Annotated in this window: 14 protein-coding genes and 1 rRNA gene; 7 read left to right on the top strand and 8 right to left on the bottom strand. The window is 37.0% G+C overall.

Translation table 11 applies throughout. The annotated features are described in order from the left end of the window. Window positions 1–87: 87 nt before the first annotated feature. The 8 genes from noc to rpmH form a co-directional block, all read right to left on the bottom strand. A complete protein-coding gene (gene noc / locus EEJ45_RS15685) occupies window positions 88–936 on the bottom strand; it encodes a nucleoid occlusion protein (protein WP_124565749.1) in 849 nt (282 codons plus the stop codon). Window positions 937–1,034: 98 nt separating this feature from the next. Next, window positions 1,035–1,754 (bottom strand): 16S rRNA (guanine(527)-N(7))-methyltransferase RsmG, encoded by a 720-nt coding sequence (gene rsmG / locus EEJ45_RS15680; RefSeq protein WP_124565748.1) that lies wholly within the window; start codon window positions 1,752–1,754, stop codon window positions 1,035–1,037. Between the two features lie 19 nt (window positions 1,755–1,773). Next, window positions 1,774–3,663, bottom strand: coding sequence for a tRNA uridine-5-carboxymethylaminomethyl(34) synthesis enzyme MnmG (gene mnmG / locus EEJ45_RS15675; RefSeq protein ID WP_124565747.1), 1,890 nt, complete (start codon window positions 3,661–3,663; stop codon window positions 1,774–1,776). A gap of 17 nt (window positions 3,664–3,680) precedes the next feature. After that, complete coding sequence (mnmE, locus tag EEJ45_RS15670) at window positions 3,681–5,057, bottom strand: tRNA uridine-5-carboxymethylaminomethyl(34) synthesis GTPase MnmE (protein WP_124565746.1); 1,377 nt, start codon at window positions 5,055–5,057, stop codon at window positions 3,681–3,683. A 576-nt stretch (window positions 5,058–5,633) separates the two neighbouring features. Beyond that, window positions 5,634–6,251 (bottom strand): RNA-binding cell elongation regulator Jag/EloR, encoded by a 618-nt coding sequence (gene jag / locus EEJ45_RS15665; RefSeq protein WP_124565745.1) that lies wholly within the window; start codon window positions 6,249–6,251, stop codon window positions 5,634–5,636. Then, window positions 6,248–7,009 (bottom strand): YidC family membrane integrase SpoIIIJ, encoded by a 762-nt coding sequence (spoIIIJ, locus tag EEJ45_RS15660; protein WP_124565744.1) that lies wholly within the window; start codon window positions 7,007–7,009, stop codon window positions 6,248–6,250. The genes jag and spoIIIJ overlap by 4 nt, the downstream gene beginning before the upstream one ends. A 31-nt stretch (window positions 7,010–7,040) precedes the next feature. After that, complete coding sequence (gene rnpA, locus EEJ45_RS15655; RefSeq protein ID WP_124565743.1) at window positions 7,041–7,403, bottom strand: ribonuclease P protein component; 363 nt, start codon at window positions 7,401–7,403, stop codon at window positions 7,041–7,043. Between the two features lie 118 nt (window positions 7,404–7,521). Then, entirely contained in the window at window positions 7,522–7,656 is a 135-nt protein-coding gene (rpmH, locus tag EEJ45_RS15650) for a 50S ribosomal protein L34 (RefSeq protein WP_000831901.1), read from the bottom strand. A 545-nt stretch (window positions 7,657–8,201) separates the two neighbouring features. Between rpmH and dnaA the strand changes: the two genes are divergently transcribed. From dnaA to EEJ45_RS15615, 7 genes are all read left to right on the top strand, one after another. Next, window positions 8,202–9,548 carry a chromosomal replication initiator protein DnaA gene (gene dnaA / locus EEJ45_RS15645; RefSeq protein ID WP_124565742.1) on the top strand — a complete coding sequence of 449 codons (1,347 nt, stop codon included), beginning with the start codon at window positions 8,202–8,204 and terminating at the stop codon, window positions 9,546–9,548. A 180-nt stretch (window positions 9,549–9,728) separates the two neighbouring features. Then, the gene (gene dnaN / locus EEJ45_RS15640; protein ID WP_124565741.1) at window positions 9,729–10,874 is read left to right on the top strand and encodes a DNA polymerase III subunit beta; all 1,146 of its coding nucleotides are present in this window, start codon (window positions 9,729–9,731) and stop codon (window positions 10,872–10,874) included. A 197-nt stretch (window positions 10,875–11,071) separates the two neighbouring features. Beyond that, complete coding sequence (yaaA, locus tag EEJ45_RS15635; protein WP_124565740.1) at window positions 11,072–11,284, top strand: S4 domain-containing protein YaaA; 213 nt, start codon at window positions 11,072–11,074, stop codon at window positions 11,282–11,284. Window positions 11,285–11,300: 16 nt separating this feature from the next. Next, window positions 11,301–12,413, top strand: a complete 1,113-nt coding sequence (gene recF / locus EEJ45_RS15630) for a DNA replication/repair protein RecF (protein WP_124565739.1) — start codon at window positions 11,301–11,303, stop codon at window positions 12,411–12,413. A gap of 38 nt (window positions 12,414–12,451) precedes the next feature. Further along, window positions 12,452–14,374: a DNA topoisomerase (ATP-hydrolyzing) subunit B gene (gene gyrB / locus EEJ45_RS15625; RefSeq protein ID WP_124565738.1), complete on the top strand. Its 1,923-nt coding sequence runs from the start codon at window positions 12,452–12,454 to the stop codon at window positions 14,372–14,374. Window positions 14,375–14,453: 79 nt separating this feature from the next. Continuing rightward, window positions 14,454–16,913, top strand: coding sequence for a DNA gyrase subunit A (gene gyrA / locus EEJ45_RS15620; protein ID WP_124565737.1), 2,460 nt, complete (start codon window positions 14,454–14,456; stop codon window positions 16,911–16,913). 294 nt (window positions 16,914–17,207) lie between these two features. Next, window positions 17,208–17,292 (top strand): 16S ribosomal RNA (locus EEJ45_RS15615); the annotation flags it as partial.

Genomic DNA, 17,292 nt, shown 5'->3' with positions numbered 1-17,292 from the left:
GTTGGCATATAAGTTTATACAAAAGTACCTGGTGAGATAACTGAGCATACAAAAAGAGCCTTTAAAAAGACTCTTCTTGGTGGTGATTTAACGTTTTTTTGGTATCTTTATAGTGATTTGATAATATTCATCAAACTCTTCTTCTTCAGAATCAATCGTAACACCGCTATTTTCAACCATCTGAAGAGATTGACGAATGGTGTTCATGGCAATTCTCATATCACGACTTACAGCTTTACGTTTTGCTTTTGGCTTGGGCACTTCCTGTTCTAACATCTTTGCAACACGTTCTTCAGTTTGTTTTACATTTAACTGTCTGTCTATAATCTCTTGTAACATTTTTAATTGTAATTCTTCTTTTTTTAATGGAATTAAAGCTCTAGCATGTCTTTCTGTAACCTTTTTTTCTAGCAAAGCATCTTTGATTTCCCCGGGCAATTTCAACAATCGCAGTTTATTTGCAACCGTCGATTGTCCTTTTCCAAGTCGTTGTGCCAAAGCTTCTTGTGTAAGATTATGTAAATCAAGAAGTTTCTGATAAGCAATAGCTTCTTCAATTGAGGTTAATTCTTCTCGCTGCAGATTTTCAATAAGTGCAACCGAAGCGGTTTCAGCATCGCTCATATTTTTTACAATAGCAGGAATTGTTTCCCACCCTAATTTATGAACTGCTCGGAAGCGTCTTTCCCCGGCAATAATCTCATAACGATTTGCCTCGTACATTCGAACAACGATAGGCTGAATAATACCATGTGTACGAATGGTTAAAGCAAGCTCTTCAATTTTAGCATCATTAAAAACCGTTCTAGGCTGATAACGGTTTGGTACAATATGACTAACTGGAATTTGCTTAACTTCGTCGTATCGCTCTTCAGTCTCTTCAGTAATACTCTCTTTTTCTCCCAATCCGAAGAAGCGCGAAATTGTATTTTTCATTGTACTCCACCACCCTTAAAAATCCTATTGATTGCTTTATACAAAACGTTTCACGTGAAACATAAAGACACGTTATTCAATTTGCCTTTTGTTAAGGTTTAATTTTCAATAGGTAATTTATTTGGCATACCTGGCTTACGTGGATATTTCTTAGGAGTCTTTCTCTTTTTATCTATGATGATAATGTTTCGTTCACTATCCTCAATTGGTAAGCGAAATGTTGCTGTATTACGAATTTCTCCGCCTAGCACTTGAACAGCATGCTTTCCGGTCTCCAATTCTTCATGCGCAGCTGCGCCTTTCATAGCAATAAATACGCCCCCTACTTTAGCAAGGGGTAAGCATAGTTCACTTAAAACCGATAATCTCGCAACAGCTCTTGCAGTCACAATATCAAAAGTTTCACGAATTCCTTCTTTTCGGCCGAATGTTTCTGCGCGATCATGATAAAATGCTACATTTTCTAGACCTAACTCAGCTGCCAGATGATTTAAAAATGATATTCGCTTTTGTAAAGAGTCTACAATTGTAACCTTAAGGTTTGGAAAACATATTTTTAGAGGGATACTTGGAAAACCAGCTCCCGCTCCTACATCGCAAATCGTGTATTCTTTTGATAAATCATAATGAAATGCAGCTGTTACAGAGTCAAAAAAATGTTTTAAGTACACTTCTTCTTTCTCTGTGATAGCTGTAAGGTTCATTTTTTCGTTCCACTCAACAAGTGTCTTATAATATATTTCAAATTGTTGCAATTGAAGAGGAGAAAGGGTAATTCCCTTTTCTCCCAGCATAGATTGAAATTGCTCTATATTCATCGCTAAATCTCCTACTTCTTTATTGGTTCGATACTCTTGCGATTTTTCCTTGTTCTAAATATACAAGTAAAATAGAAATATCCGCAGGATTTACACCAGAGATGCGAGAAGCTTGACCGACCGATAGAGGACGTACTTCTTTTAACTTCTGACGTGCTTCTGAGGCTAATCCATGAATTGCATCATAATCAATATCCACAGGGATTTTTTTATTTTCCATGCGTTTCATACGTTCTACTTGCTGCAAGGATTTTTCAATGTATCCTTCATATTTCACTTGTATTTCTACTTGTTCTGCTACATCAGCGTTGATGTCCTCTTCGCTTGGAATAATTTGTTTAATATGCTCATACGTCATCTCTGTTCGACGTAACAAATCAATACCGCGAATGCCATCTTTTAATTCTGCCCCGCCGGCTTGACGAATTAATTCTTGTACTTCAGCCTTCGGTTTAATAATAATTCCGGAAAGACGAGCTTTTTCCTTCTCAATACTCTCTTTTTTCTCGACAAATCGTTGATAACGCTCTTCCGGAATTAATCCAATTTTATACCCTGTTTCCGTTAAGCGTAGATCTGCATTATCGTGTCTAAGCAACAGGCGATACTCAGCTCGTGATGTCAGCAAGCGATATGGCTCATTTGTACCTTTGGTTACTAAATCATCAATAAGTACACCAATATAAGCTTGTGATCGGTCCAGAATCACTTCTTCTTTATCTAAAGCACGACATGCAGCATTAATACCTGCCATCAATCCTTGACCAGCTGCTTCTTCATAACCAGATGTCCCGTTGATTTGTCCTGCTGTGTATAAATTTTTAATTTTCTTTGTTTCAAGAGTTGGCCAAAGCTGCGTTGGTACAATGGAATCATACTCAATTGCATAACCAGTACGCATCATTTGTACGTTTTCCAGACCTGGAATCGTCTTTAAAATTTCTCGCTGCACATCTTCCGGTAAGCTAGTGGACAAGCCTTGCACGTATACTTCTTCCGTATTTCGTCCTTCTGGTTCTAAGAAAATCTGATGTCTTGGTTTATCATGAAAACGTACTACTTTATCCTCAATTGACGGACAGTAACGCGGCCCTGTCCCTTTAATCATACCTGAGTACATTGCAGACCGATGCAAGTTTGCATCAATGAGCTGATGTGTTTTTTCACTCGTATATGTTAACCAACATGGAATTTGATCCATAATAAATTTTGTTGTTTCAAAGGAAAATGCGCGAGGAACATCGTCTCCAGGTTGAATTTCTGTTTTACTGTAGTCAATTGTATGACTATTTACACGAGGTGGTGTCCCTGTTTTAAAACGAACCATTTCTAATCCTAGTTCCTCTAAATGCTCTGAAAGTTTAACAGCGGGCTGTTGGTTATTTGGACCGCTAGAATATTTCAAATCGCCCATAATAATCTCGCCGCGTAAAAATGTACCTGTTGTAATAACAACTGTTTTTGCTGTATACTCAGCTCCTGTTTGTGTCACTACCCCTTTACATTCACCATCCTCAACAATCAGACGCTCTACCATCCCCTGAAACAATGTTAAGTTTGGTGTATTTTCGATTGTACGCTTCATTTCATGCTGATACGCAAACTTGTCTGCTTGTGCTCGTAAAGCACGAACAGCAGGCCCTTTTCCTGTATTCAACATACGCATCTGAATATGGGTTTTATCAATGTTTCTTCCCATTTCGCCGCCTAATGCATCAATTTCGCGCACCACAATTCCTTTAGCCGGTCCTCCTACTGAAGGATTACATGGCATAAAAGCAACCATATCTAAATTAATTGTTAACATTAAGGTTTTAGCACCCATGCGAGCAGCTGCAAGTCCTGCTTCACAGCCTGCATGACCAGCTCCAATTACAATTACATCATATGAACCAGCATTATATCCCACTTTTTATTCCTCCCATCTTATTTCCCAAGACAAAATTGAGAGAATAACTGATCAATTAAACTTTCATGTACAGTATCTCCTGTAATTTCACCAAGTATTTCCCAAGTTCTTGTTAAATCAATTTGCACCATGTCAATCGGCATACCAGCTTCAATGGCATTTACCGCTTCCGAAATAGTTCTTTCTGCCTGTGTTAATAATCCGATATGACGTGCATTAGAAACATATGTTAAGTCACCCGCTTCTAGAGATCCTTCAAAGAATAGATCTGCAATTGCCTGTTCCAAATCCTTAAGACCCTTTTCTTCAATTAACGAAGTTGTGATGATCTTGCTATCTCCAGCCAATTCTTTAACATGGTTTAAATCGATTATTCTAGGCAAATCCATTTTATTAATAATTACAATATAGTCTTTGCCCTGTACAGCTTCAAATAACCTCTTATCTTCTTCCGTAACGGGTTCATTATAATTTAAAACAAGCAATACCAAATCCGCTTTGTCCATCATCTCTTTTGAACGCTCTACACCAATTTGCTCTACAATATCAGCTGTTTCACGGATACCTGCTGTGTCAATTAAACGAAGGGGTACGCCTCTAACATTCACATATTCCTCAATAACATCGCGCGTTGTACCTGCAATATCCGTAACAATCGCTTTTTTCTCTTGTACCAGGCTATTTAAAAGAGATGACTTTCCTACATTCGGTCGCCCGATAATAGCAGTTGCAATACCTTCTCTTAAAATTTTTCCCTGCTTAGAAACCTCAAGTAACTCTCGAATTTCATCACGGACATATGTTGCCTTTTCAATCAGAACCTGATGTGTCATTTCTTCTACATCATCATACTCTGGATAATCAATGTTAACCTCAACATGTGCTAACGTCTCTAATAACTCTTGACGTAAACGACCAATTAGCTTTGATAATCGCCCTTCCATCTGATTTAGAGCTACATTCATAGCCCGATCAGTTTTAGCCCGAATCAAATCCATAACAGCTTCTGCTTGCGATAAATCAATTCGTCCGTTTAAAAATGCTCGCTTTGTAAATTCTCCAGGCTCGGCTAATCGAACACCCTGTTCTAAGATAAGTTGCAATACTTTATTTACAGAAACTAAGCCCCCATGGCAATTAATTTCAACAATATCTTCCCTTGTAAATGTTCTTGGTCCACGTAATACCGATACCATAACTTCTTCAATTACACGTCCAGAATCAGGTTCAATAATATGACCGTAATGAATTGTATGTGTTGAAACTTTCGTCAAGTCTTTGCCTTTAAAAATGCGGTTCGCTTTTTCTACTGCTTCCTCTCCACTTATGCGGACAATGGCAATCGCCCCTTCTCCTAATGCTGTAGAAATTGCAGCAATTGTATCGAACTTCATCTCGTTCACCTCACTTACTAATCAACTCTCTATAAATAACAATTTAATTTTTATCACTAAACCATTAGGATACCATATCATTACTGCATGCAAAAGAATATTTACTTTTTATTATGTCCGTGCTAAAAACACCATAAACTTATCCACTGTGGATAAGTAGCATGCGTAACATATTATAAAACAAAATGTTGATGTTGATAAATCTTTAATATAAATCTGGCAGTATTTCTTTGGGTTTTAAAACAAATTACAAAAACACAGTAACTGAAAATTAGGCATCATTTTAGATAGATATAGCTCTTCTCGACGACCCATTACAGATGCTTAAATGAAATCTACTCCTTGATTTGTATCTGCCAGAAGAATACGGCTTACTAGCATGTATTTATCTAATGAGGATGTATGGGGGGAACAGGTATGATTAACGAAGGATTTTTCCCTTCTTTCGTTAATAAACTGAAAAAAATGAACGTGACCTGAAGATAAAGATTAACGTCTAGGAGAATTTAAAATATTTCAAGTATGAAACGCCAAAAAAAGCGCCCAGATTCACTTCTGGGCGCTTTTCTTGTATCTCTATTTTGGCTCTATAACGACATGTCGATGCGGTTCTGTACCAGCTGATGTTGTATGAATATGTGGGTGATTAGCGAGTACTTGATGAATAATTTTACGCTCAAACGATGGCATTGGTTCAAGTATTACTGGTTTTCTTGTCGTGTATACTTGTTTGGCTAAGCGATTAGCCAAGAGCTCCAATGTTTTCTTACGTTTGTTCCGATAATCTTCAGCATCTAAAATTATGTTAATATACTGCTTTGTATATCGATTTGCAACAAGCTGTGTCAACTGTTGCAATGCATTTAAGGTTGCACCGCGCTTTCCAATTAATAAAGCAACTTGAGAACCTGATAAAATAAACGTAAGTTCTTTTCCTTTTAATTGTTTCTCGACTTGTACATCTATTGCCATTTCAGAAATAATATTTTTGAGATACTTTTCTGCCTCATCAGCAGCATTTTTCTTAATCATCACATCTACAATAGCAGGTTTGTTACCGATCAGGCCCAAAAAACCTCTTTTCCCCTCATCAATAACTCGAATTTCAACTTGCTCACGCGGAACCTGCAGCTGCCTTAAAGCGAACTCTATAGCTTCATCAACAGTCTGACCTTTAGCGGTTATCGCATTCACTTGCTTGCACCCTCTTCTGTTTCTTTTAAGGTCGGTCCTTTTATAAAGTAAGTTTGTGCAATACTGAATATATTACCAACAACCCAGTATAAAGATAAAGCTGCAGGGAAGTTAATGGCAAAAATTAAGATCATAATTGGCATTAACCAAAGCATCATCGTCATTTGTGGATTTGGTGGTGTCCCCTTCATAGCAATCTTTTGTTGAATAAATGTTGTAATCCCCGCGACAATCGGCAAGACGTAAATCGGATCAGGATGTCCAAGATCAAACCATAAAAAGCTGTGCTGTTTGATTTCCATTGTACGCATAATTGCATGATAAAACGCAAATAAAACAGGCATTTGGATAAAGATAGGTAAACAGCCGGATAACGGGTTTACACCGTGCTTTTGATACAATTGCATCATTTCTTGTTGTAGCTTTTGCTGTGTAACTTGGTCTTTAGACGCGTATTTCTCTCGTAGTTTTACCATTTCAGGTTGCAGCATTTGCATTGCTTTTGTACTTTTGGTTTGCTTAATCATAAGCGGTAATAATGCTAGACGAATAATAATTGTTACAACGACAATTGATAATCCATAGTCATTATTAAACAATTCGGCAAAGAATGTAATTAACTGAGAAAGCGGATACACGAAATATTCATTCCAAACGCCTTCGCTTTCCGGTGTAATCGGCTTGTTAACTTCACTACAGCCGGTGATAACAGCCATAAACGCCATCATCATAACCAGAAAAGTAATTTTCTTTTTCACGGACTACTTCCTCCTTTTATGTATACCACTTTTATCCTTCTTTTCGCTCCTGAATAGGTACTTTCATACCTAATCTACGCATAACATGCAACAAGCTACTTTTCATTTGCTCATATGTCATTTCTGCACAGGGCTTCCTTGCTATTATAACAAAATCTTTTTCGGAATCTATGCATTGTTTTAATTCTGTGAATACTTGACGAATTACTCTTTTTATTCGATTGCGCGCCACGGCATTTCCTACCTTTTTACTTACGGACAATCCAATACGAAATTCCTCCTGACCAGGTTTGTCTAAACTATACAGAACAAATTGGCGATTTGCACTGGATTTACCTTTTTGAAACACCGCTTGAAATTCCACGTTTTTCTTCACTCTATTCTTTTTCTTCATCCGTTTCAACACTCCTGTATTTCGTTCAGCGGTATATGTAAGTCTAATAAGCATGCCGCCTTTTCTGATTAGACCTTTTTCATCTCCCTAGAAAAAAGACCACTGAGCGATCAGTGGTCTACGCAGATAATACTTTTCTTCCCTTGCGGCGACGAGCTGCAAGAACTTTACGGCCGTTAGCAGTGCTCATACGGCTACGAAAACCATGTACTTTACTGCGCTTACGTTTATTTGGTTGGTAAGTTCTTTTCATTATATGACACCTCCCTGAGGATTAACTGTAAAAGACAGTCTTATAAATTATAGTTAATGCACCAGCAAAATGTCAATGGTTATCGGAATTTTCATCTTATATGCAATTTTATCCTATTCACAGGTTTTTACACATGAATTTTAAATCTGTGGATAATACAAATCAGCTCTCAAAAATGTTAACAACTATATTTCAATCTTTTACACAGTATATCGTGTTGGGAATATCTTTTCTCCACAACAGGTTGATTTTGTGGATAACTTTTCAAAACACATTGATAATACTGCTTTTTTTTGATATTATATTTTTGTTTTCACCTTTGGACAAGTTTTGGTTTGTATATTATTATCCACATGTTGTGAATAACTTGTGGACATTTATTATCACATGTTGATAACCACTTGTCCACAACCTGTGTGTTTTAACACTTTTTATTTTATATAAAATATAAACTTCTGTTTGTATGTATAAATATTCGTTCGTACGCTTTCTGAGGTGTACAAAACTTGAACACTTCATTATTTCACGATAAAGGAGGGATACTATTGGAAAATATCACAGATTTATGGAATCGGACTTTACAAGAGCTTGAAAAAAAAGTGAGTAAACCCAGCTTTGAAACTTGGCTTAAGTCCACTAAAGCTCATTCTTTAAAAAAACACCATCTTACCGTCATCGCTCCAAATGACTTTGCACGCGATTGGTTGGAATCCCATTACTCCAATCTTATATCCGAAACTTTGTATCAGGTTACAGGTGAAGAACTAGAGGTTCGTTTTATTATTCCTCAAGTTGAAGCGGAAGAGGAGTTCGATTATCCTCCGGCAAAAAAAGCAAAAGCAATGCAAGATGAACCCAATAACATCCCACAAAGTATGTTAAATCCAAAATATACGTTTGATACATTTGTAATAGGCTCTGGCAATCGATTTGCGCACGCTGCATCCCTCGCGGTCGCTGAAGCACCAGCTAAAGCCTACAATCCTCTCTTTATCTACGGTGGTGTTGGATTGGGAAAAACACATCTTATGCATGCGATTGGCCACTATGTAATTGAGCATAATCCAAACGCAAAAGTGGTATATCTTTCTTCAGAAAAATTTACAAACGAATTTATTAACTCTATTCGTGACAATAAAGCCGTTGATTTCCGCAATAAATATCGAAATGTAGATGTGCTTCTCATAGATGATATTCAGTTTTTAGCGGGAAAAGAACAAACACAGGAAGAGTTCTTCCATACATTCAACGCTCTTCATGAAGAAAGCAAACAGATTGTAATTTCTAGCGATCGTCCTCCAAAAGAGATACCTACACTAGAAGATCGATTGCGTTCTCGATTTGAATGGGGCCTAATTACGGACATTACTCCACCAGATCTTGAAACAAGAATTGCGATTTTACGTAAAAAGGCAAAAGCAGAGGGATTAGACATCCCAAATGAAGTTATGTTATATATTGCTAATCAAATCGATTCAAATATTCGTGAATTGGAAGGTGCGCTCATTCGTGTTGTTGCTTACTCTTCTTTAATTAATAAAGATATTAATGCAGACTTAGCTGCTGAAGCATTAAAGCACATTATTCCAAATGCAAAGCCAAAAATAATTACAATACAGGAAATTCAAAAAGCGGTAGGTCAACTGTTTCAAGTTAAATTAGAAGATTTCAAAGCAAAGAAACGTACTAAATCCGTGGCCTTTCCAAGACAAATTGCAATGTATCTGTCTCGTGAGTTAACCGATTCTTCTTTGCCTAAAATTGGAGAAGAATTTGGAGGTAGAGATCATACTACTGTTATTCATGCACACGAAAAAATTTCTAAACTTGTAAAAGTTGACACACAACTTCAAAAACAGCTCGATGAAGTTCGCAATATATTGAAAAACTAGTCGAATAATGTGAATAACCTCCTTGTAATTACACACAGTCTATCCACATGTTGATAGACTGTTTTTTCCTTACTCCACAGAGGTTATCCACATATCAACAAGCACTATTACTATTACTACTAATTTTTTATTATTATTTAGTTAACTAGAAAGTATTCAAATGACTGGAGGATTTTTTTCATGAAATTTATTATTCAGAAGGATTATCTTGTCCGTAGTGTACAAGATGTTATGAAAGCCATCTCTTCCCGTACAACAATTCCGATTTTAACCGGCATAAAAATTGTTGCACACGAAGAAGGTGTAACACTAACAGGAAGTGATTCCGATATCTCCATTGAATCTTTTATTCCAACTGAAGAAAATGGTAAATCCGTTGTAGATATTGAAAGAGCAGGAAGTATTGTACTGCAAGCAAAATATTTTAGTGAAATCGTTAAAAAACTACCGAAAGATACAGTTGAAATTGAAGTGGAAAATCATTTTATGACTAAAATCAAATCAGGAAAAGCGGAATTTAACTTAAATGGTTTAGATGCACAAGAATACCCGCTATTACCGCAAATTGAAGACCAAAATGTATTCCAGTTACCCACAGATCTACTTAAACATATGATTAGACAAACCGTATTTGCTGTATCAACATCAGAAACGCGCCCGATCTTGACAGGTGTAAACTGGAAGGTATATAACAGTGAATTGATTTGTATTGCAACAGATAGTCATCGTCTAGCATTACGAAAAGCAAAAATTGCAGCTGGAAAACTTGCTGCAGACTTTCAAGCTAACGTTGTAATTCCAGGAAAAAGTTTAAATGAATTAAGTAAAATTCTTGATGAGTCTGAAGAAATGGTTGATATTGTTATTACAGATTATCAAGTCTTGTTCCGAACAAAGCATCTCTTGTTTTTTACCAGATTATTAGAGGGAAACTATCCTGATACATCACGCTTAATTCCAGATAACAGCAAAACTGATATCATGGTAAACACAAAAGAATTTTTACAAGCCATTGACCGTGCATCATTACTTGCTAGAGATGGGAGAAACAATGTGGTTAAGTTATCTACCCTAGCAAACAACATGATTGAGATTTCTTCAAATTCCCCTGAAATTGGTAAAGTGGTGGAAGAAATACAATGCGAGAGCATAGAGGGAGAAGAGCTCAAAATTTCTTTTAGTGCAAAATATATGATGGATGCGCTAAAAGTATTAGAAAGCACAGAAATTAGGACTAGCTTTACAGGAGCTATGCGTCCATTTCTAATTCGTACGTCAAATGATGATTCCATTGTGCAACTGATTTTACCTGTTCGCACATACTAAAAACCAAATTCACTATCTTTCTAAAACAATTCTTAAATTTTTATACGTTTTATAAAAAGCCGCCAAAATATCATGGCGGCTTTTACTATCAAAACTAAACAAAATAGCATTATCCTTTTATTGGGCCAATCCTTTTCTATTCTTGTTTTTTTTAGTACAATGAAAGAATGAACAAATTCGGAAAGTGAGCGAATGTAATGAAAATCATTCAAATTTCGACAGAATATATTACGTTAGGACAGTTTTTGAAAGTTGCCGACGTAATTCAAACAGGCGGAGAAGCAAAATGGTTTCTTCAAGAAAATGAAATCTATGTAAACGGAGAATCAGAAAATCGTCGTGGACGTAAATTGTATAATCAAGATAAGATTGAGATTACTGGATTTGGTATATTTCAAGTAAAGGCTTAAATAAGGGAGGATCCCTTTGTATATTCAAGGACTAGAACTGCAGCATTATCGTAACTATGAACATCTGGAAGTAACTTTTGAAAATCAAGTAAACGTCATTATAGGAGAAAACGCTCAGGGGAAAACAAACCTCATGGAGGCTATTTACGTATTAGCGATGGCTAAATCGCACCGTACACCAAATGATCGTGAACTTATCCAATGGGATGCAGAGTATGGTAAAATAAAAGGGATGCTTCAAAAAAAGCATTCTGCGATACAAATGGAACTATTGATCTCCAAAAAAGGGAAAAAGGCTAAACTTAATCATCTGGAGCAATCAAAATTGAGCCAATATATTGGCGAAATGAATGTTGTTATGTTTGCTCCAGAAGATTTAAATTTGGTAAAAGGCAGCCCCCAGATTAGAAGACGTTTTCTAGATATGGAACTTGGACAAATTGCGCCTGTATATTTGTATGAATTAAGTCAATATCAAAAAATATTAACGCAAAGAAACCATTTATTAAAATCCATGACAGAAGATACACCTAAAAATGCAGCAATGCTTGATATATTTACAATTCAGTTAATTGAACACGGTGCTAAAATTTTAAAAAAACGCTTTGAATTTCTACAACTTTTACAAGAATGGGCTGCACCTATACATCGTGGAATTAGTCGTGGACTTGAAGAGTTGAAAATTGTGTACAAGCCTAGCATAGATGTATCAGAATCAATGGATTTGTCGAAGATGAAAGAAGTATACTACGAAAATTTTCAGACTATTAAAAAGCGAGAGATGTTTCGAGGTACAACTTTGATCGGTCCCCACAGAGATGATTTACATTTTTTTGTGAATGATAAAAATGTACAAATTTTCGGTTCCCAAGGTCAACAACGTACAACCGCCCTCTCCTTAAAACTGGCTGAAATAGAATTGATTCATTCTGAAGTAAAAGAATACCCTATTCTTCTGTTAGATGATGTTTTATCAGAATTGGATGATTATCGTCAGTCTCATCTTTTAAATACGATTCAAGGGAAAGTGCAGACATTCGTAACAACAACGAGTGTAGACGGCATTGAGCATGAAACTCTAAAAAAAGCAAAAACAATTCGGGTAACAAGCGGTACGATAAACAGATGAGTATCTGTTAAATGGAAAAGTAGGTGATGAGTGTGACAATGGAGCAGAAACAAGCGCAAGAGCAGACATATGATGAAAGTCAAATTCAGGTTCTTGAAGGTCTAGAAGCAGTCAGAAAGCGCCCAGGTATGTATATAGGTTCTACTAACGCAAAAGGTCTACACCATTTAGTATGGGAAATTGTAGATAATAGTATCGATGAGGCACTCGCTGGCTATTGTACAGAGGTCAACGTCATTATTGAGGCAGATAATAGTATTACTGTTAAGGATAATGGCCGTGGTATCCCTGTAGGTATTCATGAAAAGATGGGAAGACCTGCTGTAGAGGTTATCATGACAGTCCTTCATGCGGGAGGAAAATTTGGCGGTGGTGGTTATAAAGTTTCCGGTGGTTTGCATGGCGTTGGTGCATCAGTTGTTAATGCTTTGTCTTCTAAGTTAGATGTATATGTATATCGCGAAGGGAAAATCCATTATCAAGAATATAAGCGCGGCGTACCTTCAGAAGATCTTAAGATTATCGGTGAAGCTAATCATACGGGAACAACTATACATTTTGTACCTGATACAGAGATTTTTACGGAAACCACAGAGTATGACTATGATACGTTGGCAAATCGCCTTCGTGAACTTGCCTTTCTAAATAGAGGTATTAAACTTACAATTGAGGATAAGCGTGAAAATCCTCGTAAAAAGGAATTTTATTATGAGGGCGGCATTAAGTCTTATGTAGAGCATCTTAATCGTACGAAAGAAGCCATTCATGAAGAACCTGTGTACGTTGAAGGTTCTCGTGATGGAATTAATGTTGAGATTGCGTTGCAGTACAATGAAGGATACACAAGTAATATTTACTCCTTTGCTAACAACATTCATACGTACGAAGGTGGTACACACGAAGTTGGTTTTAAAACTGCTTTAACTCGTGTTATTAATGACTATGCTAGAAAGAACAATTTAATTAAAGAGAGTGACAGCAACTTAATTGGCGAAGATGTTCGTGAAGGAATCACTGCAATTGTTTCTGTCAAACATCCAGATCCTCAGTTTGAAGGACAAACGAAAACAAAGCTAGGTAACAGTGAAGCTCGTACCATTACAGAGTCCGTTTTTTCAGAGATGTTTGAGAAGTTTCTACTCGAAAATCCGTCAGTTGCTCGTAAAATTGTAGAAAAAGGTCTAATGGCAGCAAGAGCGAGGGTCGCTGCAAAGAAAGCAAGGGAGCTTACTCGTAGAAAAAATGCGCTAGAGATTTCGAGTTTACCAGGAAAACTAGCTGACTGCTCTGCAAAAGATCCATCAATTAGTGAGTTATACATCGTAGAGGGTGACTCTGCCGGTGGCTCAGCAAAACAAGGTCGCGATCGTCATTTCCAAGCAATTCTACCGCTTCGCGGAAAGATCATTAATGTAGAGAAGGCAAGATTAGATAAGATTTTATCTAATAATGAAGTACGTGCAATGGTAACAGCAATTGGCACAGGTATTGGCGGGGATTTTGATATTGAAAAAGCTCGTTATCATAAAATTATTATTATGACCGATGCTGATGTAGATGGTGCTCATATACGTACTCTATTGTTAACGTTCTTCTATCGTTATATGCGTCAAATTATTGAATATGGATATGTGTATATCGCACAGCCGCCTCTTTATAAGATTCAACAAGGGAAAAAAGTTCAATATGCTTATAACAATAAAGAACTTGAAAAAGTACTTTCTGAACTACCTGCTCAGCCAAAACCAGGCATTCAAAGATATAAAGGTCTTGGTGAAATGAATCCGGGTCAACTTTGGGAGACTACAATGGATCCTGAGGTGCGGACACTGCTTCAAGTAAATCTACAAGATGCTATTGAAGCGGATGAAACTTTTGAGACATTGATGGGAGATAAAGTAGAGCCGCGAAGAAATTTTATCCAGGACAACGCAAGATACGTGCAAAACCTTGATATTTAAAAGAATGACAGGAATGCAATATTCCTGTTTTCTCTTCATATAAACAAGATGTGTTCGAAAGAAGAGGAGGTGCTGGCGAATGTCAGAAAACCAACAAGCTCGAGTTCGAGAAATTAATATTAGCCAAGAAATGCGTTCTTCGTTCTTAGATTATGCTATGAGTGTTATTGTATCTCGTGCATTACCTGATGTGCGTGACGGTTTAAAACCTGTACATCGAAGAATTTTATATGCTATGAATGATTTAGGTATTATTGCGGATAAACCGTACAAGAAATCCGCCCGTATTGTAGGAGAAGTTATTGGTAAGTATCACCCTCATGGTGATTCTGCAGTATACGATACAATGGTACGTATGGCACAGGATTTTAACCAACGCTATATGTTAGTAGATGGCCATGGTAACTTTGGATCTGTTGACGGAGATGCAGCTGCGGCTATGCGTTATACGGAAGCAAGAATGTCTAAAATTTCAATGGAGTTAGTTCGAGATATCTCTAAAAACACAATTGATTATCAAGATAATTATGACGGTGCAGAAAGAGAACCAATTGTATTACCTGCACGTTTTCCTAATCTACTTGTTAACGGTGCAACGGGAATTGCTGTCGGAATGGCAACAAATATCCCACCTCATCAGCTAGGAGAAGTCATTGATGGAATACTAGCGCTAAGCAAAAATCCTGACATTACTATTGCCGAGCTTATGGAATTTATTCCTGGTCCAGATTTCCCGACCGCAGGACAAATTTTGGGACGAAGTGGAATTCGCCGAGCTTATGAAACAGGGCGAGGCAGTGTAATAATTCGCGCGAAGGTAGAAATTGAAGAGCGCAGTAACAATCGTCAATCTATCATAGTGAGTGAGCTGCCTTATCAAGTCAACAAAGCAAAACTCATTGAAAAGATTGCTGAACTAGTTCGTGACAAAAAGATAGATGGCATTACGGATCTTAGGGATGAATCAGATCGTAACGGTATGCGTATCGTCATGGAAGTTAGACGTGATGCTAATGCCAACGTATTACTTAACAATTTATATAAACAAACAGCTTTGCAAACGAGCTTTGGTATCAACATGTTATCTCTAGTAGATGGTGAACCTAAGGTTTTAAATCTAAAACAATGTTTATATCACTATCTAGAGCACCAAAAGGTAGTTATCAAGAGACGTACAGCATATGAACTTGAAAAAGCGGAAGCACGTGCTCATATCTTAGAAGGGTTACGAATTGCACTAGATCATTTAGACGAGGTTATTAGTTTAATACGTGGGTCTCGCACGACTGAGGAAGCAAGACAAGGATTAATTGAGCGCTTCAATCTGAGTGATAAGCAGGCACAAGCGATTCTTGATATGCGTTTACAACGTTTAACTGGCTTAGAACGAGATAAGATTGAAGATGAATATAAAGAGCTACTGCAGGTAATCGCAGAGTTACAAGCTATTTTAGCTGATGAAGAGAAAGTACTAGAAATCATCAGGGAAGAATTACTAGAAATTAAAGAACGATTTAATGATATGCGTCGAACAGAAATCGTTTCTGGAGGTCTTGAGTCAATAGAGGACGAGGACTTGATACCGGAACAAAATATAGTTATTACGCTAACTCATAATGGATACATTAAGAGACTGCCAGCTTCCACGTATAAAACGCAGAGACGCGGCGGTCGAGGTGTACAAGGAATGGGGACAAATGATGATGATTTTGTTGAGCATTTGCTGACAACTTCTACACATGATCATATTCTCTTCTTTACCAATAAAGGAAAGGTATATCGAACTAAGGGATATGAAATTCCAGAGTACAGTCGTACTGCTAAAGGTATACCAATCATCAATCTACTAGAAGTAGAAAAAGGAGAATGGGTTAACGCGATCATTCCAATTCGTGAATTTAGCGATGATCATTATCTATTTTTTAGCACCAAACATGGCTTAGCAAAAAGAACACCGTTATCTTCATTTGCTAACATTAGAAATAATGGTCTAATTGCAATCACGTTACGTGAAGAAGATGAGCTTATTTCTGTACGCTTAACAAGTGGAGATAAAGATATTATCGTCGGCACAAGCGATGGTATGTTGATTCGTTTCCATGAAGCCGATGTCCGCTCAATGGGAAGAACAGCAGCGGGTGTTAAAGCGATTAGTTTAGGCGATGAAGATTATGTGGTAGGCATGGAGATAGCTGAAGACAGCATGGATGTATTAATTGTTACCAAAAATGGCTATGGCAAACGAACACCTATTGCGGAATATCGTATGCAAAGTCGTGGTGGAAAAGGTTTAAAAACATGTAACATAACAGATAAGAACGGTAAGCTTGTTGCTTTGAAATCTGTTCAAGGTGAAGAAGATATTATGTTAATTACCGTTGCTGGTGTACTTATCCGTATACCGGTTGATCAAATTTCGAGAATGGGTAGAAATACACAGGGTGTAAAACTCATTCGACTAGATGGTGATCAAGAAGTTGCGACTGTTGCTAAAACAGAGAGACAAGATGAAGAAGAAACGATAGATATAGAAGAATAAGAAAAGAGGAAGGAGATCTCCCTTCCTCTTTTCTTACATATAAAAGTCAATTGCCTAGCTAATAGCTTCTACGTTTTCGTTAAAATAATAAAAAATTATAAAAGACTTGCATTTCGACAAATTAACTTATATAATAACAAAGGTCAGCAAGTTATGTGATGAAAACATTTTAAAAAGATGTTGACATACAAACTTACAAATGGTATATTAATAAAGTCGCTTCAAGCGGCGGTTGAACTTTGAAAACTAAACAAAACATGAAACGTCAACATTTATTTTAGCTAGACAAACACTTTTATGGAGAGTTTGATCCTGGCTCAGGATGAACGCTGGCGGCGTGCCTAATACATGCAAGTCGAGCGAACCTCTTCGGAGGTTA

Source organism: Ectobacillus antri, from assembly GCF_003852715.1.
GTDB lineage: Bacteria > Bacillota > Bacilli > Bacillales > Bacillaceae_G > Ectobacillus > Ectobacillus antri.
The sequence above is the reverse complement of the archived record's forward strand: the minus strand, read 5'-3'. Positions and strand labels throughout refer to the sequence as shown.

Bases quoted from the DNA above. Each gene is read 5' to 3' on its own strand.
- dnaN (WP_124565741.1), top strand. From the start codon at position 9,729: ATGAAATTTATTATTCAGAAGGATTATCTTGTCCGTAGTGTACAAGAT.
- yaaA (WP_124565740.1), top strand. From the start codon at position 11,072: ATGAAAATCATTCAAATTTCGACAGAATATATTACGTTAGGACAGTTT.
- rnpA (WP_124565743.1), bottom strand. From the start codon at position 7,403: ATGAAGAAAAAGAATAGAGTGAAGAAAAACGTGGAATTTCAAGCGGTG.
- rpmH (WP_000831901.1), bottom strand. From the start codon at position 7,656: ATGAAAAGAACTTACCAACCAAATAAACGTAAGCGCAGTAAAGTACAT.
- noc (WP_124565749.1), bottom strand. From the start codon at position 936: ATGAAAAATACAATTTCGCGCTTCTTCGGATTGGGAGAAAAAGAGAGT.
- gyrA (WP_124565737.1), top strand. From the start codon at position 14,454: ATGTCAGAAAACCAACAAGCTCGAGTTCGAGAAATTAATATTAGCCAA.
- rsmG (WP_124565748.1), bottom strand. From the start codon at position 1,754: ATGAATATAGAGCAATTTCAATCTATGCTGGGAGAAAAGGGAATTACC.
- mnmE (WP_124565746.1), bottom strand. From the start codon at position 5,057: ATGAAGTTCGATACAATTGCTGCAATTTCTACAGCATTAGGAGAAGGG.
- gyrB (WP_124565738.1), top strand. From the start codon at position 12,452: ATGGAGCAGAAACAAGCGCAAGAGCAGACATATGATGAAAGTCAAATT.